Here is a 20992-nt window from a genome sequence, read left to right as displayed (position 1 = left end):
TCGGTGACGGGCGTCGCCCCGACTTCCCGCAGCCGCAACCCCTGTCGCCCGACCGCACCCCCGGGCACTGTCAGTCCTCGTCGGGGACGGCCACCGCCCCGTTCCGTCCTGTCATCTCCATGAACTCCGGCCCGGCGTCACAGGCCGCCGACGCCAGCGCCTCGGCCCCGCTCCCGTCGCCGGCGGCCCGCAGCACAAGCACCAGATCGTGGGCGCAGGCGGCTTCGTTCCAGCGGTAGTTCCCCCGTGCGTACATCGCCGTCGCCGCCTCCAACTCCCGGCGCGCGTCCGCCGTACGCCCCAGCTCCCGGTACGCGACACCCAGCAGATGCCTGGCCATGGCTTCGGCGTACGCGTCACCTGCCTGTTCCGATGTCGCCGCCGCGCTCTCCAGCGGGGGTACGGCATCCTGCGGCCGGCCATGACGCAGGTGGAGCCAGCCCAGGTCGCGGAGCGTATGGGCATGCCACAGCGTGTGCCCCAGCTCGTCGAAGACCGCGAGGGCCCGCTCCGCCTCGGCGTAGGCGCGTTCCATGAGCCCCATACCGGCCAGCACCCGGATACGGGCATTCAGTACCCGGCCCACCCACAGCCGGTCGCCGATCGAGTCGAAGATCTCCAGCGCCCTGTCGTAACAGTCGAGGGACTCGGTGCGCCGGCCGAGTTGCCGGTAGTTCTTCCCCAGGGTGTACAGGGTCGCCGCCTCCCAGCGACGGTCGCCGAGCCTGCGGTAGTCCGTGAGTGCGCAGTGGATGAGATCGGCCGCCTCACCGAACCGCCGCAGATAGCCGAGGGTTTCACCCAGCGTTCGGCGCAGACGTGCCCGGGACCGGATGTCCCCGATCCGCTCGGTGAGGCGCAACGCCTCGCGCTGACGGCTCTCCGCCTCCTCCGGGCTGCCCTGTGCACGGAGGATCTCGCCCAGGCTCTCCAGGGCGAGCATGAGATGCCATGCGTCATCGAGCGCACGGAACGAGCCGACCGCCTCCGTCATCCGGCCGAGCGCCGCCCTGAAGTCCCCCTGGTCCTGGTCGATCCGAGCCAGTAGCGCGTCACGCCTGGCGTCGGCGTGGGCGTCCCCCGTCGGAGCCGGTACGTCCGCACGGGCGCCGGTGTAGTCATGGGCGAGCAGCCGCAGTGCGGCGCGGGCCCGTCCTCGCGCAGCGTCGGTTCGTGCCCCGTACGACGGCGATGAGGAGAACAGCGTGTTTGGACCGTCCGCCGTGGCATCGAGGTCGTCGAGGAAGTAGGAGGCGCACTCGGCCGTCAGCGCCGCCTCCCGGTCCAGCCCGAGTTCGCGGGCGCGCGTGTGGGCCCACACGAGCCTGTCGGCCTCACCGGCGAACCACTCTCCGGCCCGCAGCCCGTCCGCCTCGGTGGCGGGCCGAAGACCCGGTTCCGCCGCTGCCAGCTCCGGCGCGCGGGAAGCGGCCAGCCGGAGAGCGGTGGCGCAGTACGCCTCGATCAAAGCGCGTTCCGTCGCATCACGCCGGTGGGGCGGCAGCCGGCTGTACCGGTCCGAGGCGAACACTCTGATCAGATCGTGCAGCCCGTACCGGGGGCTGTCCCCGTCATCGCCCACCACCTCCATCATGCAGGTCTCCAGCAGCTGGTCGACGACATCGGAGGCCCGCACCGGATCGGTCAGCATCCCGGCACCGGCGACGTGCCAGTCCGTCAGGCGGCCTGCGGGCAGCATCCCGAGGAAGCAGAGGTGCAGTCGGCATTCCTCGGGGAGATCCTGGTAGGTGAGCAGGAGGCAGGCCTGGAGGCTGTGTTCGTCGGAGTCGCGGCTCAGTTCGCGCAGCCGGGAGCGCTCGCTCTCCAGCCGGGCACACATCCGGCGCAACGTCAGATCGGGGCGGGTGCTCAGCCGGGCCCCGATGATCTTCAGCGCGATCGGCAGACGTCCGCAGAAGTGCACGATGTCGAGGGCCGTGCGGGGGTCCTCGTCGACACGGGACCGACCGGCCCAGAAGGAGAGCACGGCGAGGGCCTCGTCCTCCGCGGGCAGTTCCACCCGGACGGTGCTGCGTCGCACGATGTTGCCGACGGACAGCGCCCGCCGACTGGTGATCACCACGGCACAGCCGGGCCCCGCCGGGATCAGGGGCCCGATCTGTTCTGCCGAGTGTGCGTTGTCCAGGAGCATGAGGACACGCATCGGGCCGGTCAGACTGCGGAACATCGCCGCCCGGTCACTCGTACCGCGCGGAATGTCTGACGACGAGACCCCGAGAGCGCGAAGGCAGCGCTCCAGGGCATGGGCGCTCGATACGGGGGAGCCGCCGTCGCCTCTCAGGTCGATGTGGAGCCGTGCGTCGGGGAATGACGCCTTGACGCGGTGCGCGGCGTGCAGGGCGAGCGTGGTCTTGCCGGTGCCCGCCGCACCATGGACGACGACCACCGCGGCCTGTCCGTGGGCAGGGTCCGGGGTGTTGAGGAAGCCACGGGTCTGGGGCACGTCCGCCAGGGCGTCGCACAGCGCCCGGCTCAGCGTGGTGCGTCCGACGAGAACGGGCTCGCTGGGAAGATCGTCGATGCATGGCCGGGTGGACTGCCCCGCCCCCTCGGCAGGCGCGGAGCGGCGCTGGACGGCGAAGGTAAGTCCGCCGACCAGCAACGCCGATGCGGTCCACCCCGTGACGGCCCAGCTACGGGGCAGCACGCCGAAGACCAGGTCGCCCGCCATGCTCACCGTGGCTCCCGCTGCGACGAGCCCGTGAACGACCAGCGCACGCCGCTCGAAACCGCCCTGTGCGGCGCTCATTTACACACCTCAGTCCGTCGACGAAGCCGCCCGGGTACCCGCCGATGCCTGCGTCGGCACAGCCCCGCAGAGGGGATCGCGGCACGGCCGCCGCCGGCAGCCGTGCCGCTCACCCATCCGCTTCCCCCGCGGATCGCCGCCCCCCGTGCGCGGCGAACCGGGTGGACAGTCTGCGCCGGAACACAGTTGAATTCCGCCGCTGCGGGCGGTTGCGAACAATCCCCGGCCAGAATGAAATCAACCTCCGGCCTGTCAGTGGGCCGACGGACGGGAAGACGTGGGTGACGCGTGGGACGGCAGGAGAGGCCGCTCGACGGGGACCGGGAGCCCCTGATCGAACTTGCCACCGCCTTGAGGGCGTTGCGTGCGGCCCAGGGGAACCCGCCGTACCGGACCCTGGCAGCCCGGGTCCACGTGGCGCCCTCCACGCTCTCCGCGGCGGCCTCGGGGAACCGGCTGCCGACATGGACGGCGCTCAGCGCCTTTCTGCGCGCCTGCGGTGTCACCGATGACTCCGAGTGGCGGGCCCGGTGGACCCGGTTGAGCGGCCGCGACGCCCTGCCCGCCGCCGGGCGGAACACGGCAGCGCCACTTGCTCCGGGCGGGCGCCCCCTCGCACCGCGCACCCCGCACGGGCGTCACGCGCCGGTCCGGCCACCCGGCATCCGTGTCCCCGACGCTCCCACCTCTTTCGTCGGGCGGGTCGACGACCTGCGGCGGGTGCACGAACTGCTGCTGTCCGGACGGATGGTGACCCTCACGGGCCTGGGCGGCGTCGGCAAGACCCGACTCGCCCAGCAGGCCGCCCGCACCGCCGCGCTCCGTCACCGCGACGGGGCGCGCTGGGTGGAGCTGGCCGAGGTGACCGCTCCGGAGGTGGTCGTGCACCAAGTCCTCGCGGCACTCGGCGAGGTGACGGTTCCGGGGGTGCCACCGCTCGCCGGACTCACCGCGCTGTTGTGTGAACGCGATCTGTTGCTCGTCCTCGACAACTGCGAGCATCTGATCCCGGCCACCGGCAGGCTCATCGACGCCGTCCTGCGCGGGGCACCGGACATCACCGTCCTCACCACCAGCCGCCACCCGCTCGGAGTCGGCGGAGAGTTCCTCTACGCCGTACCCCCGCTGCCGCTCACCACCGACCGTGGCGGCGCCCTCGATCTGCTGTGGGCGCGGGCCCGTTCGGTCCGGCCCGATCTGCAGTGGAGCGCCGCCGACCGGGACAGCGCCCGGGAGATCTGCCGCCACCTGGACGGTGTGCCCCTCTCGATGGAGATCGCGGCACGTCGGCTGCGTTTCCTGTCGCCCGCCCAGCTTCTGGAACGGCTCGACTCCGGACTGCACGACCTGGGCAATGCCGACCCCGCGGCCCCGCCCCGACACGGGTCACTGCGAGCCATGCTCGACTGGAGTCACCAGCTGTGCAGCCCGGACGAACAGTGGGCATGGGCGGCGTTCTCCGTCTTCTCGGGCCAGGTACCGGTGGATGCCGCCGAAGCGGTCTGCGCCCCCGTGCCCGACCCGGTCCCGACGGCTCCCGTCCCGGCCACCGCCCGCGGGGCCGTTCTCGACACGCTGGCGGGGCTCGTCGAGCACTCCGTTCTCACCACGGTCCGGACACCGGACGGTGCACATCGGCTGATGATGCTGGAGACGGTCCGGGAGTACGGGCGCACGCTCCTGGCCCACCGGGGCGGCAGCGAACTGGCCGCGCGCAGACATCTCGACTGGTGGGCCGGCTTCGCGAAGAACGCCTGCGGGCGCTGGCACGGACCTGGCCAGGCCGAGCTGATCCATACCGTCCGGGCCGACCTGGCGCCCCTGCGCCGCGCCACCGAGTACGGCCTGACGGAGGCCCGTGATCCGGCCGCCGTCCGCGTGGGGGCGGGACTGGTGGCCGACCTGTGGTGGCACTGCATCGCGGCCGGATCACTGGACGAAGGCCGACGGTGGACCACTCGCGCCCTGGAACGCACCACCGACGCCTCAGCCACCGACGCCGCACGGGGTGACGCCGCACGGGCTGACGCTGCACGGGGTGACGCCGCACGGCCCATTGCCGGGCGGGCCGACGCCGTCCGCGACGACTTCGTGCGCGATGACGCCCAGGACCTCGTACTCCCGCGGGCCTCCGCAGAGGAGACCGACCCGGCGCCGTGTCCCCCCGCCCCCGTACCCGATCACCTGCGCACCAGACTCATGTGGATGCGCGCGTACCTCGACGCGATGTGCGGGGACACCGGCCCCGCCCTGCGGGGCGCGGACCGGGCCGCCGACCGCGCCAGGCTGTCCGGTGACACCGTTGCACTCGCCTGGAGCCTTCTGGTGCAGGGACTGTCCTGTCTGATGCGGGGGGAGCCGGATCGGGCGGTGCGGCTCACGGAGAGGTCACTTGAACACTTCCGCACGGCCGGGAGCGCCGAGGGCCTTCAGCACGCGCTCAGCCAGCTCGGTACGGCCCACTGGCAGGCCGGCGACGTGGACCGGGCCCACGCCCATCTGACCGATGCGGTGGCGGCCGCCGGCCGGTCCGGCGAGGAATGGCACCGCGGCTACACCTTGTGGTCGCTGGCCCTGTTGCTGCTGGCTCGCGGCGAGCCGGCCCGGGCGCGCGTCACGCTGGCCGAGGCCCTGGCCGGTCGGCAGCGCTTCCCGGACCGGCGTTCACCGGTGACGCTGCTGGACGCGCTGGCCCAGTGCGCGCTGGCGGAGCGGCGTGGGCTGCGGGAGGCGGCGGTGCTGCTCGCCGCGTCGGCCGCCATCTGGCCTGCCAGCGAGGCCCTGCTCTTCGGGTACGAGGGCCTGATCGAACGCCGTACCGCCTGCCGTGCCGCGCTGCGCGAGGCCCTCGGAGGGCCGGTGTTCGACGCGGCGGACGCCGAGGGAGCGACGCTCACCCTGGCGCAGGCCGTGGACCGGGCCGTGTGCCACTGTCTGTCTCCTGCCGACTGAACACGCAGCAGCGCCGCCGGGGGAGCGGCGGCGCTGCTGGTCACTGATGCCGGACGGTGGTTATGGTTACGGCAGGCCGTGGACGTGCGGGGCCACCGCGTTCGACCAGGCGTTGCCCGACGTGGCGTCCCAGTTGGTCGACCAGGTCATCGCACCGCGGAGGCCCGGGTAGGTCTTCGCGGGCTTGAACGTGCCGCAGTTGGTGCCGGAGGCCAGGCAATCCAGGGCCGCGTTCACGATCGACGGGGACACGTAGCCGCTGCCCGCGCCACTGGTGGAGGCGGGGACACCGAGGCCGACCTGGGACGGGTCGAGGCCGCCCTCCAGCTGGATGCAGGCGAGCGCGGTGAGGAAGTCCACCGAGCCCTGCGAGTAGACCTTGCCGTCGCAGCCGAGCATCGAACCGCTGTTGTAGTACTGCATGTTGACGACGGTCAGGATGTCCTTGATGTTGAGCGCCGTCTTGAAGTACTCACCCGAGGTGGACTGCATGTCGATGGTCTGCGGGGCCATCGTGATGACGAGGCCGGAGCCCGCCTTGGACGACAGGGACCGCAGCGCCTGTGTCATGTAGGTGGCGTTGAGGCCGTTCTCCAGGTCGATGTCGACGCCGTTGAAGCCGTACGTCTGCATCATCGAGTAGACGGAGTTCGCGAAGTTCGTCGCGGAGGTGGAGTCGTTGATCGAGACGGTGCCGTTCTGGCCGCCGATCGAGATGATCACGGACTTGCCGGCCGCCTGCTTGGCCTTGATGTCGGCCTTGAACTGGTCGACGCTGTAGCCGCCGAGCCCGGCCGAGTCGAGGTTGAAGGTGACACCGCCCGGCGTACCGGTCGCGTCGGCGAAGGAGACCGCGATGATGTCGTAGTTGGCCGGCACATCGCTGATCTTCTGGACGGTGGCGCCGTTGTTGAAGTTCTGCCAGTAGCCGGTCACCGCGTGCTTGGGCACCGAGGTGCCGGGGTTGGGGTTGCCGCCGCCCGACTGGGCCGTACGCCCGCTGACCGTCGCGGACTTGACGGACTCACCGGCCGCGTTGGTGGCGGTCACCGCGAACTGGTACGCCGTGTCGGCGGCCAGACCCGTGATCGTGGCGGACGTTCCGGTGGACGTGGTGGCCTTGGCGCCGTCCTTGTAGACGGTGTAGCCGGTCGCGCCGGACACCGCGTTCCAGGACAGGGCGACGGAAGAGGACGTGGTCGTGCCGACGGCGAGACCGGCCGGCGCGGCGGGGATCTCCGGCGCGGGGTCGGTGCCGCCACCGCCGTCGGGACCGCTGACCGAGATGTCGTCCGCGAAGTAGGCGGCCTGCCCGTACCAGCCGTGCGTGTACACCGTGACCGAGGTGGTGCTCGGGCCGGTCCTGAAGCTGGTGGTGAGCTGGGTCCAGCTGCTGGAGTCGGGGGTCCAGGTCGATACGTCGGTGGTTCCGGTGCCGCTCGCGCCGAGGTACGCGTATCCGCCCTGCACCCAGGAGCTGAGCGTGTATGTCGAGTCGGGCTTCACGGCCACGACCTGGGTGCACTGCGCGTTGTCCTGGCCGGCCGGGGTGGCTTTGAGGGCGGTGGTGCCACCGTGCACGGGGGAGGAGACGGTGGTGCCGCTGCCGCCGGAACAGGTCCAGTTGGCGAGCCCCGACTCGAAGCCCGCGTTCTTGGCGACGTTGACATCGGCGGCCTCGGCGTTGCTGACGAGACCGGTGACGGTCAGCGCGCCGGCCGCGAGGACGGCCACGGCTGCGCCGAGGAGCGGCCGGATGCGGCGCCTGCGGATTCTGTGGCCGCTGACGGGGGAAGGTTCCACTTGCTGCCTCCGTGGGGGAGTTGGGGAAGCCGGGCGGGGTACCTGGGAGTGAGCCGGTGGGGTCGGCCGGCGGTACCCGGACTGTCCGGGGAGTGACGCGGAGATGAAGAGGTGTGGAGTTGAACGACGGTGGCCACCGCTGGCCGATAAGCTGGTCCAGACCAATCAAGTTGTCAAGACCTCTGGCAATGACAGCCGCACGGGCCGCGCTCGCCGGGCCGCTCCGGCACCCCCTCGCGAACCCTCCGTGGACGCCCCGTCAGAGATTCCGCAACGGCCCGGATCCCCCAACGAATTGACGATTTGTTGAGCTTGCGCGCCCCCGTGCGGGTGACGTGGCTCAGGTGCTCGGACAGTGACGACCCGGACCCCGCCGGAGCCCCGTGCGGCAGGTTCCGCATCGTTCCGCATCCGGCCTGACGTGCGGAGATGAATATCCGGCCGCAGGTAATCAGAAGATGGATTCGTAACACTCTGCAGTGGTACAGGAGTTAACGATTTTCGATTTGATCCGATTTAGCATGGAGGTGTTGTGCACACGGCCCACACAAGTTGTCGTACTGACCTCCGAAAAGTGTTCTCTGCCAGGTAAGACGTGGATAAAGTGCTGAGGCAGAACCGCGGAGCAGGAGCGATTGCGGCCGACGTCATGACCGTCGTCTGGCCGGAGCCGAAACGGGGAACAGCGTGCCGACCGCAATAGCAGTGACCAGTGCTGATTTGGTACTACCTCCGACCGACCAGCAGACACCGACAGCCGCCCTGCTGCAGGCACCCGACGCGCAGGCGCTGGAGATGGCCATCGGTGACATGCATGTGCTGCTCGAACAGCACGGCTACGTCGTCGCCGTCTACCCGACCGGCATCGCGCCCGCCCATGAACGCCGGCTCTACTCCGTACGGTCTGTTCTGGAGAGCGACCGCATCGCTCTGCTCAAGGTGGACCTCCCCCCCTTGGGCGTCGCCGTACTCGTAAGGCAGCTACGCCAGTTGTCCATCTGTGACTTCAGTCCGGGAGTGGTCGCCTCCGCCGCCCGGCTGCTGTCCCACTACATCCACGCGGGCGCCCTGCTGAACACCGTCACCAAGTTCGACCGGGTCCCGGTCGACCTCAGGACACACGCCAAGTCGTGGGTGCCGGGCTTCCAGTTCGCCGTGGTCGCGGGGCCGAACCCGCAGCTCGTCAGGGTCGGTCCGAAGGCGGACCTGCCGACCGGCCCGGAATTCGCCACGCATCTGATGATCGCCAAAGGGCAGTCGCAGTCCGAGTGGGTCAAGCAGACCCTCGCACCCGCGTGGCAGGTCCAGTCCATTCACGAGGCCGCGCTTCCTTCCGATTCCTCGGCATGGTGGGGAACCGGAAAACTGGTGGAATTCGCTGCCTATCTGCCAGACATCTCCACCCTGTACCAACTGGTGTCCTCCGTACGTCGAGAGAACTGCCACTGGTGCCGAATGGAGCTCATCGGTGACCGCTGCGGGTTCTGCTCCTCCCCGCTACCCGCAGCCGAGAACCGAATGCACTCCGCCGGTGTCCTCAGCCAGGGAGCGCCCGCACCACCGCAGTCCTAGCGCTTCCGCTTTCCTCCGTAGACGCCCTTCTGTCCGCTGCCCCACGCATCCGATTCGAACGAGGTTGTCCGGCCCATGAACTCCCGCCAGCGCCGCGGCGTGATACTCCTGCTTTTGTCGGTTCTGTGCGCCTTTGGCGCCTTCGCCGGCGTGCTCTCGGTGATCAGCGATGTCAACTCCAAGGTCGGCCCCGAGGTCTCGGCCTACCAGCTGAAGTCCGATGTGGCGCCCTATACCGCCCTGTCGTCCGGGCAGTTCGAGAAGATCTCGATGCCGAAGCGCTGGCTCTCCACCAACGCGGTGACCGACCTCTCCGAGGTGAACGGCAAGATCGCCGTCACCCAGCTGCGCAGGGGCTCGCTGCTCCAGTCCGACATGATGCAGAAGCGCCCCGAACTGCAGCCCGGGGAGCAGGAGATCGCCATCATGATCGACGCCGCGACCGGCGTCGCGGGCAAGATCACCCCCGGCGCCACGGTCAACATCTACGCCACCTTCGCCGGTGAGCGCGACGGTGACCCCTCCCTGTCGAAGGTCATCGTCTCCAACGCCAAGGTGCTGGACGTCGGCAAGCTGACCGCCCTGGAGCCGAACCGGGACGGCAAGTCCAACATGGGCACCGAGGCCGTCCCGATCACCTTCGCACTCAACACACTCGACACCCAGCGCATCGCCTACGCCGAGTCCTTCGCGGAGCACGTACGCCTCGCGCTCCTGGCCTCCGGCAGCGACAGCACCATCAGGCCCGGCGACCGCACCTACACGCTCGACAAGGACAAGTGAGGATCGGATGACCACCAGGATCCTCCCGGCCGTCGGTGACGTCGACGCGGCCAGATCCGTCACCACCCTGCTCAGCCAGCTCCCCGAGGCGGAGCCGGCCGCTCCGGTCGGCGACTCGACGCAGCTCATCGACACCCTCGCCCGGCTCGCGGGCGAGTCGCTCGACGAACTGCCCGAAGTCGTGCTGGTCCACGAGCGGATCGGTCCGGTGCCGGCACTGGAACTGATCCGGGAGGTCTCCCTGCGCTTCCCCGCCATCGGGGTCGTGCTGATCACCGCCGATGTCACCCCCGGCCTGTTCGCGTCCGCGATGGAGTCGGGTGCGCGAGGCGTCGTCACCCTCCCCCTGAGTTACGAAGAACTGGCCAACCGTGTTCAGTCCGCCGCCCAGTGGTCCGTCGGCGTCCGCCGCCACCTGAGCGCCGGGGCCGATGTCTTCACCGGCCCCGGCGGTACAGTCATCACGGTCAGCGGTGCCAAGGGCGGGGTCGGAGCCACCGTCACCGCCGTGCAAATTGCCCTGGCGGCCCAGGCGTCCGGACGTACCGTCGCCCTGGTCGACATGGACCTCCAGGCCGGCGACATCGGCTCGTACCTCGATGTGCAGTTCCGGCGCTCCATCGTCGACCTGTCGACCATTGCCGACATCTCGCCGCGCGTCCTGTCCGACGCCGTCTTCAACCACAGCTCCGGGCTCGCGCTGCTCCTGGCACCCGGTGAGGGCGAGAGCGCCGAGGAGGTCAGCGACCGCTCGGCCCGGCAGATCGTCAGCGCCCTGCGTTCGCGTTACGAGGTCGTGGTGATCGACTGCGGCAGCCAGCTGCAGGGAGCGAGCGCCGCGTCCATCGAGATGGCCGACACGGCGTTGCTGGTCACCACACCCGATGTGATCGCGGTGCGCGGTGCCAAGCGCCTCGTACGGATGTGGGACCGGCTCCAGATCCGCAAGGCGGAGGAGACGGTCACCGTGGTCAACCGGTTCATCCGCAACACCGAGATCCAGCCGCAGCTGATCGAGAAGATCACCGGAACCCGGACGGCGAACACGGCCGTTCCCGCGAACTTCAAGGAACTCCAGAGCGTCGTCGACGCGGGCCGGCTGCACGAGCTCGACTCCAAGAGCACCGTCAAACAGGCCCTCTGGGCCCTTGCGGGCGAGCTGGGCATCGTAAAGGTTCCTGAGAAGGCGGAGAAGAGCGGCGCGAAGAGCGGCGGAATGTTCAAGAACGACCGAGGCTCGATCGGGCGCCCACGCATCGGCAGACGCGACGGCGACGCCCGGAACCGGGCGACGACCAAGGGGGCAAGTTGACCAATGGCACTTACCGAGACGACAGACGTGGAGATACGGGGAAGGCGTTACGGTGATCCATCCCCGGGCCGGGGACTGAGGCGGGGCCGGACGAGGGGTCGGCTGTACGGCCGGTTGCTCGGCCGCGAGCGTGACCGCGGCCAGACCGCGATCGAGTTCCTGGGCGTCACACCGCTGATCATCCTGCTGATGATCGCGCTCTGGCAGTGCGCGCTGATCGGCTACACGTTCTCCCTGGCGGGGAACTCGGCGGACGAGGCGGCGCACAAGGGAGCCATTGCGCAGGGCCTGCGGGGGCAGGAATGCCGGGATGCGGCCGAGAAGCACCTGCCGAAAGCATGGCGGGACGCGCTGAAGAAGACGACGTGCCGTTCCAAGTCCGGCATGTACACGGCCGAGGTCAAACTGCAGGTGCCGGTCCTGGTGCCCGGAATCCTCAACTGGAAGTACCCGGTCACCGGCTACGCGGCCGCGCCGCTGGAGGGCTGAGCGATGAGTATGCGCACGCAGACACCCGGCCGGACGGCCACTACCACTACAACCACCACCCGCCGCGACCGTGGCCAGGTCGCCATCGAGTATCTGGGTTTCCTCCCCCTGCTGCTCCTGGTCGGCCTCCTCGCGATCCAGGCGGGCCTCGCCGCGTACGCCGCCAACCAGGCGGGGACCGGGGCCCGCGCGGCAGCCCGTATGGCCAGCATGTCGATGGGCGGCTGCGACGAGGGGGCGGGCAAGGACGCGATGAGCGACTGGACCGCCCGCCGGGCGCGCATCACAGGGCCTTCCTCCTTCGACGAGGTCACCTGCACCGCCCGCGTCAAAGTGCCTGACATTCTCCCGGGCGTAAATATCTGGGGCTGGGCCGAACGAAGCTCCACGATGCCCCGCACCTGACCCCCGCGGAGCACCGGACCGCTGTCTCACCAGCGGCTCAACAGGCAAGTCGGAACGAGGAGTTACGGAATGAGTCTGCGGGCACGTATGACCGCCCCCGAGAAGAACGGCGGGGCGCGGGAGGACAGCCACATGGTGGCCACCTACCGCGCCAAGCTGCTCGAAGAGATCGACCTGGCGGAGATGTCCTCGCTCGCCGCCGCAGACCGGCGGGCCCGGCTGGAGCGCGTACTCAGCCACATCATCAGTCGCGAGGGACCGGTCCTCTCGACCGTCGAACGCACCCAGCTGATCCGCCGGGTCGTCGACGAGGCACTCGGTCTCGGCATTCTGGAACCGCTCCTCGAAGACGCGTCCATCACCGAAATCATGGTGAACGGACCGGACCAGATCTTCGTCGAGCGCAGCGGCAAGGTCGAACAGCTCCCGATGCGCTTCAGCTCGCACGAGCAGCTGATGCAGACCATCGAGCGCATCGTGTCGACCGTCAACCGCCGTGTCGACGAGTCGAACCCCATGGTTGACGCGCGTCTACCCAGTGGTGAACGTGTCAACGTGATCATCCCGCCGCTGTCGCTGACCGGCGCCACACTCACCATCCGACGGTTCCCGCGGGCCTTCACACTCCAGGAGATGATCAACGTCGGCTCGCTCGACGAGCAGATGCTGATCCTGCTCTCCGGGCTCGTCCAGGCCAAGCTCAACGTGATCGTCTCCGGCGCCACCGGCACCGGAAAGACGACCCTTCTCAATGCGCTCTCCGGCCTCATCCCCGACAGCGAGCGCATCGTCACCATCGAGGACTCCGCCGAACTCCAGCTCCAGCAGAGCCATGTCATCCGGCTGGAGTCCCGTCCGGCGAACGTCGAGGGGAAGGGCCAGATCACCATTCGTGACCTGGTCCGCAACTCCCTTCGTATGCGCCCCGACCGCATCGTCGTCGGTGAGGTCCGTGGCGGCGAATCGCTCGACATGCTCCAGGCGATGTCGACCGGTCACGACGGCTCGCTCGCCACCGTTCACGCCAACAACGCCGAGGACGCGCTCATGCGTCTGCAGACCCTGGCTTCGATGTCCGAGATCAAGATTCCGTTCGAAGCGCTGCACGACCAGATCAACAGCGCCGTCGACGTCATCGTCCAGCTCACCCGGCACGCCGACGGTTCCCGCAAGGTCACCGAGATCGCCGTCCTCGACTCGCACGGCCGCGACCCGTACCGCATCGTGACCGTCGCCCGGTTCGACGCCCAGCCGATGGACGTCGAGGGGCGGATCAACGGCGAGTTCCGGTACCTCCCGATCCCGCGCAAGATCGCCGAGCGTCTCTACATGGCCAGCCAGCCCGTCCCGCAGGCCTTCGGGGTCGCCGCATCCGCCGAACAGCTCGCCACCCGAGAGGCCAACTAGGTACGTGCCATGACGAATCTCCCTCTGCTCACGATCGGCGTCACACTGCTCTGCGGTGTCACGGGCGTCACCGGCCTGCACGCCTACTCCGGCGGTAAGGCCGACCGGGACGCCCTGGTGGACCGTCTTTCGCACACCGGCCACATCCCGGAGACCGGGCGCCGCCGTCGCTTCCGGGGCCTCGACAGCAGGCTGCGCAAGACCGGCCTGGGCCGGAAGCTCGAACTGAAACTGGCCGCCACCGGCCTCGACATCACACCGGGCGAGTTCTTCGTCTACGCGCTCGCCGCCATGGCCGGACTGTGGATGATCGCCTCGTCCATGCTCGCCAGCTTCTTCGGCCCGGTCGCCGCCCTCATCGGCCTCTGGGGCACCAACGCCTTCCTGAACTGGCAGCGGACCAAACGCACCGAGCGCTTCATCAACCAGCTCCCCGAACTCGCCCGCATCCTCGCCAACGCAACCCAGGCCGGACTCGCTCTGCGTACGTCCATCAGCATGGCGGCCGACGAGATGGACGACCCGGCCGGCGAGGAACTGGCCCGGGTCTCCCGACGCCTCGCCGTCGGCGAACCCCTCGAAGACGCGATGAGTGAGCTGACCGACCGACTGCCCTCCCGTGAACTCGTCGTCCTCGTGACCACCCTCGTCCTGTCCAACCGGGCCGGCGGTACGGTCGTCAGCTCCCTGCGTAACCTCACCGAGACGCTGGAGGAGCGCAAGGAGACCCGGCGCGAGGTCAAGACCCAGCTCTCCCAGGTCACCGTCACCGCCTACGCCGTCCCGATGTTCGGCCTGGGCGCCATGCTCCTGATGAACGCGGTCATGCCCGGCGCACTCGACCGCATGACCGGTGCTTTCATCGGCCAGGTCGCGGTGGTCGTCTCCATCGCCCTGTACGCGATCGGATTCATCGTGATCCGCCGCATGTCCCGGATCGACGTCTGATGGGCGGGGCGCACATGGACCTGTTGCTGGCGGGAGTCATGGGGCTCGCGGTGTACGGAGCCATCGCAGGTATCCGCATGTACCGGCGCGACGCGAAGCTCCCCGGTGACCTCGCGATCGCCCTGGAGGTCGGCTCCACCCGCACCGGCGCGGTCGGCTCCGGCATCGACCGGCTCGGCATGCGCTGGGCCCCTGCGGTGCTGCGGATGATGGGCCCCAAGGCCGTCAACAAGAAGCGCCGCCAGATCGACCTGGCGGGCAACCCGGGCGGTCTGACCATCGACCGCTACGCCGCCCGTCGTGCCGTCTACGGCGGACTCGGCGCGCTCGGCGCCTTCACGATGCTCATGCGCGGCCAGATCTTCCTCGCCCTGCTGCTGATCGCCTTCGGTCTGTTCTGGGTCGAGGTCGGCATCTGGTCGGCGGTCCGCGTCCGCCGTGACCACATCGACCGTACGCTCCCCGACTTTCTCGACGTCCTCGCCGTCGTCGTCTCGGCTGGCCTCGGCTTCCGTCAGGCGCTGGGACGCGTCGCCGAGAAGTACGAGGGCCCCTGGGCCGACGAACTCCGCATCACCCTGCGCCAGATGGACATGGGCGTCAGCCGTCGAGAGGCCTTCGAGCAGCTGCGCAAGCGCAATGACTCGGAGCAGGTCGCGATGTTCGTGACCACGCTCCAGCAGGGCGAGGAGCTCGGCGCGCCGATCGTGGAGACGCTGATCCAGATCGCCAACGACATGCGGCGCACCGATGCCCAGAACGCCCGCCGGAAGGCGTCCAGGGCAGTCCCCAAGGCGACCTTCGCAGTCACCACCTTCCTCCTTCCCGGAACGTTGGTGCTGCTGACGGTCGGCTTCGTCTACGGAGCCAACATCGACTTCGGCTTCCTCACGGGCGGATGACGTGAACGGCGCGGACGGTGGGCAGGACGGTCGGAGGGAGGTGGCAGGCTCATGTCGTTCCAACTCGGCGGCATCCATTCCGGACTGAATGCGGAGGTACGTCGGGCCATAGCCGATCCTGGTTCGCGCCCGGCGTTCGCGATCCAGCTGAACGCGCTCCAGGCGATGTGCCGACAGGTCTTCGGCTTCCGGCTCGCGATGATCGCCATAGCCACACCGTTCGCGATCGGCCACACCGCCTCGGGCCCGGCCTCCTGGCTGATCGGCTCGGCCATCCTCGTCACCTTCATGGGCTCGTACGTCCTGTTCCGCGACTGGGAGCGCTTCGGCCCCGTACTCCTTCGCCACCCCTGGCTGCTCGGCATAGACGCCTTCTTCGGTGCCTTATTGCTGATCACCGCCAGCCCCGAGTCCACCCTCGCGTACGTCACCGTGTGCACCCCGCTGCTGGCCGGACTCGTCTACGGCTGGCGGGGCGCGGCGGTCTTCGCCACACTCCAGACCGTCATCGTCCTCGGCGTGTACGGCACCGACCCGAAACTGCAGCCCGCCGACGCCACGGCGCTCCTCCTCCCCGGCTTCTGCATCATCGCGGGAGCCGTCGGCGTCACCCTGCGCAACCTGCTCCTCCGCTTCGGGACGGCCAGCCAGGCCCTCACCGAGACCAGGGCCCGCCTCGCCGTCAACGAGGCCGTGGAGGGCGAACGCACCCGGCTTGCCCGGGAGATGCATGACTCGGTCGCCAAGACCCTGCACGGCCTGGCGCTGGCCGCCGACGGCCTGGCCGGCTCGTCCGACCGCATGGACCCGCTCACCGTCAAACACCAGGCCGAACTGGTCGCCCGCGCCGCCCGCCGCGCCGCGGCCGAATCCCGCGAGCTCCTCTCCGACCTGCGCCGCGAGTCCGGACTCGACGGCGGCGTGGACGTCGTACGAGAACTCCGGGCACGCGCCGACGATTTCACCCGCCGAAACGGGCTCCCGGCCACGTTCCGCCTGCTCAGTGAGAACCCGGTCCCGAACGTCCCCCAGGTGGTCGCGCGACAACTGCTCACCGTCGCGTCCGAGGCCATGGAGAACGCCCACCGCCACGCCCAACCCACCTACCTCGTCGTGCTGGCCGGCGTGAAGGGCGATGTCCTGCGCGTCAGCGTGTACGACGACGGACGCGGCCTGCCCCCGGGCACCACGCTCGACGACCTCCGGCATGCCGGGCACTTCGGCCTCGTCGGCATGGTCGAACGCGCCGCATCCATCGGCGCCCGCATCCGCATCGGAAAGGGCCAGGCGGCCAAGGGAACGGAAGTTCGCCTGGAACTCCCGATCGCCGCTCTCCATGCACAACAACTCAACTGAACAGCTCCAACTCCACCCTCACCCCCCATAAAACCCTGAGAGGAGGTCGCAGATGCCGGACGACGTCTCCCGCGCGTCGGGCCAGAACTGGGCAGCACAGAACCACGTCTCCCAGCACACGTCCTCGCACGTCACCCCGCTCAACTCGGAGCCCAGCTCCAACGCGTTCCCCGCCCCCGTCCCCCAGCAGTCCGCGGCATCCGAGTCCATGCCTCCCTTCCCCGCGGCACTGCCCACGCCCGTCCCGGGCGCCCTGCGGGTCGTCGTCGCCGACGACAACCCAGTGGTCCGGGCCGGCCTGGGCGTCCTGCTCTCCGGCCGCGACGACATCGAGGTCGTTGCCGAGGCCGCAGACGGCCGCCAGGCCTACGAGATGGCCGTCCAGCACCGCCCGGACGTCGTCCTGCTCGACGTCCGCATGCCCGGCGTCGACGGCATCTCCGCCCTGCCCCACCTCGTACAGGTCGCACCCGTCATGATGCTGACCTACAGCCGCGAGAGCGAGATCGTCCACGAGGCGCTACGCCTGGGCGCGGGCGGCTATCTGGTCCACGGCGAGTTCACGGCCGACCAGTTGGTGCAGGCCGTACGCGACACCAAGAACGGCCGTGCCCACTTCACCGCCACCGCGGCCAACGCCCTCCTGGCCCATATGCGCCAGGGCCCCGGACCACAGGGGCGACCGCTCCCGGAGGGCCTCGGCGCGGCCCTGACCACGGGCGTTCCCCACCCGGGCCCCGGCTACGACGGCTACGCCCCGAGCCCGGTCCAGCAATACGGTGCGCCTGCACATGCACCCAAGCCTGAACCGGCTCCACCTGCGGCGCGACCGGCTCAACCACCACAGGGTCTTTCGCAACTGCAACCAGTTGTGGCACAGTCTTCCTTGACCGGGAGGCCGGGTGTGGCTCTCAACAGGCAGCAGTACGGGCTGAGTTCACGGGAGGTGGAGGTCATGGAGCTGATCGCGTCCGGCATGAGCAATCAGCAGATCGCCGCCACCTGCTTCATCAGCGAGAAGACGGTCAAGAACCACATCAACCGCATCTTCACCAAGCTGCACAGCGCAAGCCGCAGTGAGGCCATCGCCCGCTGGCTCGGCACGGCGCCCGCGGCGGGACCAGGGGCACGCGGGGCCGGTGGTCATCGTGGCTGAGCGGGGGAGCGGGACTGCGGTGGTACGTGACGGGCGTGGGGCCCGGCACGTACTGGCATCACAGGCCCAACTGACGCTTTGGGCCCGGGAATGGGCCCTGGGGCCCTCCGGCGATCAGGGTGTTCCGCCGTATGTTTCTCATGTCGCCAGCGGCACCGGCCAGGAGGAAGCCGGTACCGCAGGCGACACCCAAGAAACGTGCGAGTCGGCCGGCTACCGGTCGGCCGAATCCGGAGGGGAACCCCATGTCGAACATCACCCTGAAGACCGCCGTCCGCGTCAACGGCTGGGCCAACACCGCGGTCAGCGCCATCCAGAAGCGTTACGACGCCAAGGACCGCGGCCAGACGGCGTTCGAGTACCTGGGCATCATCCTGGTGGTCGTGGCGATCATCGGTGCGATCATGGCTACGGGTATCGGTGGCGCGATCTCGGGTCGGATCTCGGGGCTCGTGAACTCCATCACCGCGGGCTCGTGATCGAGCGCAGTCGCCGCGACGCAGGGCAGGCCTTCCCCATCTATGTAGTGATGGTGGCGGGCCTGCTCTTCCTCGTGTTCGCATTCTTTGCTGTCGGCAAGGCCTCGGCCCTACGCAATGGAGCCCAGGGTGCGGCGGACGCTGCCGCACTGGCTGCTGCCAAACAGACTCGTGAGGATTTCGAAGCCCCGTTCCTCGCGTCGCTCCCCGGGAACATGCTGGAGCAGTTCCTTCAAGCCCACGCGGTTACCGGGTGCCCTGCGGCTCAGGGAATTGCCGCAGCGAATCAGGCGGATGTCAACTACTGCCGGCCGACGCTCGGTGGCTACCGAGACCGGATCACGGTTGAGGTCGAGGGCCGTAAACCGGTGGACTCGTCGGTGCTTCCCGGTTCGGAGAAAACAGTCGCGAAGGCCACGGCCACTGCCATTGTCGAGTTCCGTTGCACCTGGAAGGCCCTGGACTTCAACGATGACGGTGTCCAGGACTTGTACATCTTCACGTGCGGGGACGCAGGGATGGTCGAAATTTCGCCGGGCAGTCCCCCGCCCTGGTCCCAGGTGAGCAAGATTCTCTACGACGTGCACCTGGTCGACAATTGACAGCGAACGACGAGTAAAGGAATCCGAACCCATGAGCATTCGGCGCTCCACCAAGTCCCGAAGGGCAGTGGCAGCCGTCTCGCTGGCGGCGGCAATGGCCCTGGCCGTCGTCGGTTGCGGCACCGATGGCGGTGGCGGAAAGACCAACGACGCCGGTTCGTCGCCGTCCTCCACTCCGTCCAAGCCCTCGGAAGAGGACAAGGGGGCGAAGCAGGAGGACACTGCGGCCGGAGACAACGTGGACCCGAATGTGAAACTTGCTCAGGTCAATGGTCGCGACGGGCTGACTCTTGTCGTCAATGAGGTAAAGCGCGATAGTGGCGGGTTCGTTACTGTCAGCGCCGTGATCAAGAATGGCGGGGACGGTATTCGCAGTGGCGGCCAGTGGTCGGGCAGCGAAAGCACCATAGTGGCCGAGAATCCGAATTCTGTAGCAGGCGCGACGCTCGTGGACAAGGTCGGTAAGAAGCGCTACTACATTCTCCGGGATACGGATGGACGATGCCTCTGCACCACCGGGCTGACAGCGATTCAACCCGGTAAGTCGATTTCCATCTTTATGCAGTTCCCGGCGCCTCCGGAAACCACCACTGAAGTCGACTTCACGCTGCCGACGTTCGCCACTGCCTCGCTGAAGATTTCTGGGTGATGGCCGACATGACCCACACCCTGACACGCCGCAGGCCAACGCGGATTGCGGTCCATGTCGTCGCAGCCGCGTTGCTCACGGCCAGCGCCACCGTCTTGGGGGCAGTGAGCGCAGTCGCCGACGACGGCCCGAGTGTGCCCCCCGGCACCGAGGCGACGTCAGTGCCTCCGGTGAAGCTCGACCCCAACGATCCCGATCTGAAGATGCCCGAAGGCGGCACGCTCGCCCCGGCCAAGGTTCTCGACATCGTGCAGGTGGTCGAGGACGAGGGCGGCGACGAGCGTCGCGAGGACAGCAACGCGAACATCAAGTTCGCGCTCCAGGCCGAGGTCCTCTTCGGCAAGGACAGTGCCAAGCTGAGCTCCGCCGCCAACTCCCGTATCGCGGCCATCGCTGCCGAGATCAAGAAGCAGAACGCCACCAAGGTGCGCGTCTTCGGCTTCACCGACAACCTCGGCTCCTCGGCCCACGGCGACGTGCTGTCCAAGCAGCGCGCCAACGCCGTTCAGTCGGTGCTGGTCAAGCAGCTGGGATCGAACGTCACCTTCGATATCCGCGGTTACGGCGAGCAGTACCCGATCGCCGACAACAGCACGGAAGAGGGCCGCAAGAAGAACCGCCGCGTGGAGGTCTCCTTCCCGCGCGGCACCTCTTCCTGAGGCACCCGAGCCCAGGCAAGGTTGTAGGGTTCTCAGATTTCTTGGCCGAATCTCAGAGGGGATGGCCAAGTGGTGGCAGATATGCCGTAGTTCTGAGACTGCCAGTTCAGGCGGTTCACTCGTTTGGGTGGCCCGGACTTCGGTTCAGGCCACCCAAACATTGATCGTTGGCACCGTGGTCTCACAGGCGAACGCCTGTGAACCGGGTGTGCAGGACGGGAATTGCTGCTGCGACCGTGAGTGTTCGCCGTCAAGACGGCAAGGCTGTGGAGGATCGGGCGTGGGAGACCACGTCCATTGAGCTTCTCGGGGCGGCAGTTCCGTGGAGGACGGTCCGCTGGCACAAGGGGCAGCGCCACTACTCAGGGACCTACTGGTCCGCGACGGTAGACGACCACGTGATCTACGAGTCGCGTCTGGAGCTCGGGCGTCTCCTCTTTGCTGACTTCGATCGCAGCGTGCGTCACATCGTTGCGCAACCCTTCCTGCTGAAGGCCGTGCTGGAGGGGAAGGTGCGCAAGCACATCCCGGACTATCTGCTGCTCACCGAGCAGGGCCCTGTGGTGGTGGACGTCAAGCCGCTGCACCGGGTGTCGAAGCCCGAGGTGGCCTTTGCCTTCGGCTGGACCCGTCAGCTGGTGGAGTCGCGGGGGGGTGCCCCTATGGGTTTCGTCAAGCGGTGGGTAACGTCCGTGACGGCTGGTCTTGAGCCGGGGAAAGCCTGATTGACCAGGGGCAACGGCTTTGA

The 20992-nt window shown here is 68.6% G+C and carries 18 protein-coding genes; 16 read left to right on the top strand and 2 right to left on the bottom strand.

The annotated features are described in order from the left end of the window. Window positions 1-70: 70 nt before the first annotated feature. Window positions 71-2770, bottom strand: coding sequence for a tetratricopeptide repeat protein (locus tag ACGFU7_RS03440; protein WP_393691898.1), 2700 nt, complete (start codon window positions 2768-2770; stop codon window positions 71-73). 288 nt (window positions 2771-3058) lie between these two features. Between ACGFU7_RS03440 and ACGFU7_RS03435 the strand changes: the two genes are divergently transcribed. Beyond that, window positions 3059-5722, top strand: coding sequence for an ATP-binding protein (locus tag ACGFU7_RS03435; RefSeq protein ID WP_393691896.1), 2664 nt, complete (start codon window positions 3059-3061; stop codon window positions 5720-5722). A 66-nt stretch (window positions 5723-5788) separates the two neighbouring features. Here ACGFU7_RS03435 and ACGFU7_RS03430 read toward each other — a convergent pair whose 3' ends face one another. Further along, a complete protein-coding gene (locus tag ACGFU7_RS03430; protein ID WP_393691894.1) occupies window positions 5789-7525 on the bottom strand; it encodes a chitinase in 1737 nt (578 codons plus the stop codon). A 705-nt stretch (window positions 7526-8230) separates the two neighbouring features. Here ACGFU7_RS03430 and ACGFU7_RS03425 point away from each other — a divergent pair. The 15 genes from ACGFU7_RS03425 (at window position 8231) to ACGFU7_RS03355 (ending at window position 20969) form a co-directional block, all read left to right on the top strand. After that, window positions 8231-9097, top strand: a complete 867-nt coding sequence (locus ACGFU7_RS03425; RefSeq protein ID WP_393691892.1) for a hypothetical protein — start codon at window positions 8231-8233, stop codon at window positions 9095-9097. 75 nt (window positions 9098-9172) lie between these two features. After that, window positions 9173-9880: a Flp pilus assembly protein CpaB gene (cpaB, locus tag ACGFU7_RS03420; RefSeq protein ID WP_393691890.1), complete on the top strand. Its 708-nt coding sequence runs from the start codon at window positions 9173-9175 to the stop codon at window positions 9878-9880. 7 nt (window positions 9881-9887) lie between these two features. After that, window positions 9888-11192, top strand: a complete 1305-nt coding sequence (locus ACGFU7_RS03415; protein WP_393691888.1) for a CpaE family protein — start codon at window positions 9888-9890, stop codon at window positions 11190-11192. 3 nt (window positions 11193-11195) lie between these two features. Then, window positions 11196-11681, top strand: a complete 486-nt coding sequence (locus ACGFU7_RS03410) for a TadE family protein (protein ID WP_393691886.1) — start codon at window positions 11196-11198, stop codon at window positions 11679-11681. A 3-nt stretch (window positions 11682-11684) separates the two neighbouring features. Next, window positions 11685-12086: a TadE/TadG family type IV pilus assembly protein gene (locus ACGFU7_RS03405; protein ID WP_393691884.1), complete on the top strand. Its 402-nt coding sequence runs from the start codon at window positions 11685-11687 to the stop codon at window positions 12084-12086. Window positions 12087-12155: 69 nt separating this feature from the next. Beyond that, entirely contained in the window at window positions 12156-13493 is a 1338-nt protein-coding gene (locus ACGFU7_RS03400) for a CpaF family protein (RefSeq protein WP_393691882.1), read from the top strand. Window positions 13494-13502: 9 nt separating this feature from the next. Beyond that, on the top strand, window positions 13503-14441 hold the full coding sequence (locus tag ACGFU7_RS03395) for a type II secretion system F family protein (RefSeq protein ID WP_393691880.1): 939 nt from the start codon (window positions 13503-13505) through the stop codon (window positions 14439-14441). A gap of 14 nt (window positions 14442-14455) precedes the next feature. Next, window positions 14456-15343, top strand: a complete 888-nt coding sequence (locus ACGFU7_RS03390) for a DUF5936 domain-containing protein (protein WP_393692837.1) — start codon at window positions 14456-14458, stop codon at window positions 15341-15343. Window positions 15344-15394: 51 nt separating this feature from the next. After that, a complete protein-coding gene (locus ACGFU7_RS03385; RefSeq protein WP_393691878.1) occupies window positions 15395-16699 on the top strand; it encodes a sensor histidine kinase in 1305 nt (434 codons plus the stop codon). Window positions 16700-16751: 52 nt separating this feature from the next. Beyond that, on the top strand, window positions 16752-17855 hold the full coding sequence (locus ACGFU7_RS03380; RefSeq protein ID WP_393691876.1) for a response regulator: 1104 nt from the start codon (window positions 16752-16754) through the stop codon (window positions 17853-17855). 245 nt (window positions 17856-18100) lie between these two features. Next, a complete protein-coding gene (locus ACGFU7_RS03375; RefSeq protein ID WP_393691874.1) occupies window positions 18101-18334 on the top strand; it encodes a hypothetical protein in 234 nt (77 codons plus the stop codon). Further along, window positions 18331-18936, top strand: coding sequence for a pilus assembly protein TadG-related protein (locus tag ACGFU7_RS03370; RefSeq protein ID WP_393691872.1), 606 nt, complete (start codon window positions 18331-18333; stop codon window positions 18934-18936). The genes ACGFU7_RS03375 and ACGFU7_RS03370 overlap by 4 nt, the downstream gene beginning before the upstream one ends. A gap of 31 nt (window positions 18937-18967) precedes the next feature. Then, window positions 18968-19585 carry a hypothetical protein gene (locus ACGFU7_RS03365; RefSeq protein ID WP_393691870.1) on the top strand — a complete coding sequence of 206 codons (618 nt, stop codon included), beginning with the start codon at window positions 18968-18970 and terminating at the stop codon, window positions 19583-19585. Window positions 19586-19593: 8 nt separating this feature from the next. Then, on the top strand, window positions 19594-20244 hold the full coding sequence (locus ACGFU7_RS03360; protein WP_393691868.1) for an OmpA family protein: 651 nt from the start codon (window positions 19594-19596) through the stop codon (window positions 20242-20244). Window positions 20245-20441: 197 nt separating this feature from the next. Beyond that, window positions 20442-20969 (top strand): TnsA-like heteromeric transposase endonuclease subunit, encoded by a 528-nt coding sequence (locus ACGFU7_RS03355; RefSeq protein WP_393691866.1) that lies wholly within the window; start codon window positions 20442-20444, stop codon window positions 20967-20969. Window positions 20970-20992 lie beyond the last annotated feature (23 nt).

The organism is Streptomyces sp. NPDC048473 (genome assembly GCF_043200155.1).
Classification (GTDB): Bacteria; Actinomycetota; Actinomycetes; order Streptomycetales; family Streptomycetaceae; genus Streptomyces.
This window is presented reverse-complemented; position numbering and strand designations above follow the sequence as displayed.

Excerpts from the sequence above, each read along its gene's own strand:
- ACGFU7_RS03440 (WP_393691898.1), bottom strand. The coding sequence starts at position 2,770 with ATGAGCGCCGCACAGGGCGGTTTCGAGCGGCGTGCGCTGGTCGTTCAC.
- cpaB (WP_393691890.1), top strand. The coding sequence starts at position 9,173 with ATGAACTCCCGCCAGCGCCGCGGCGTGATACTCCTGCTTTTGTCGGTT.
- ACGFU7_RS03415 (WP_393691888.1), top strand. The coding sequence starts at position 9,888 with ATGACCACCAGGATCCTCCCGGCCGTCGGTGACGTCGACGCGGCCAGA.
- ACGFU7_RS03410 (WP_393691886.1), top strand. The coding sequence starts at position 11,196 with ATGGCACTTACCGAGACGACAGACGTGGAGATACGGGGAAGGCGTTAC.
- ACGFU7_RS03405 (WP_393691884.1), top strand. The coding sequence starts at position 11,685 with ATGAGTATGCGCACGCAGACACCCGGCCGGACGGCCACTACCACTACA.
- ACGFU7_RS03400 (WP_393691882.1), top strand. The coding sequence starts at position 12,156 with ATGAGTCTGCGGGCACGTATGACCGCCCCCGAGAAGAACGGCGGGGCG.
- ACGFU7_RS03395 (WP_393691880.1), top strand. The coding sequence starts at position 13,503 with ATGACGAATCTCCCTCTGCTCACGATCGGCGTCACACTGCTCTGCGGT.
- ACGFU7_RS03390 (WP_393692837.1), top strand. The coding sequence starts at position 14,456 with ATGGACCTGTTGCTGGCGGGAGTCATGGGGCTCGCGGTGTACGGAGCC.
- ACGFU7_RS03385 (WP_393691878.1), top strand. The coding sequence starts at position 15,395 with ATGTCGTTCCAACTCGGCGGCATCCATTCCGGACTGAATGCGGAGGTA.
- ACGFU7_RS03380 (WP_393691876.1), top strand. The coding sequence starts at position 16,752 with ATGCCGGACGACGTCTCCCGCGCGTCGGGCCAGAACTGGGCAGCACAG.
- ACGFU7_RS03375 (WP_393691874.1), top strand. The coding sequence starts at position 18,101 with ATGTCGAACATCACCCTGAAGACCGCCGTCCGCGTCAACGGCTGGGCC.
- ACGFU7_RS03365 (WP_393691870.1), top strand. The coding sequence starts at position 18,968 with ATGAGCATTCGGCGCTCCACCAAGTCCCGAAGGGCAGTGGCAGCCGTC.
- ACGFU7_RS03360 (WP_393691868.1), top strand. The coding sequence starts at position 19,594 with ATGACCCACACCCTGACACGCCGCAGGCCAACGCGGATTGCGGTCCAT.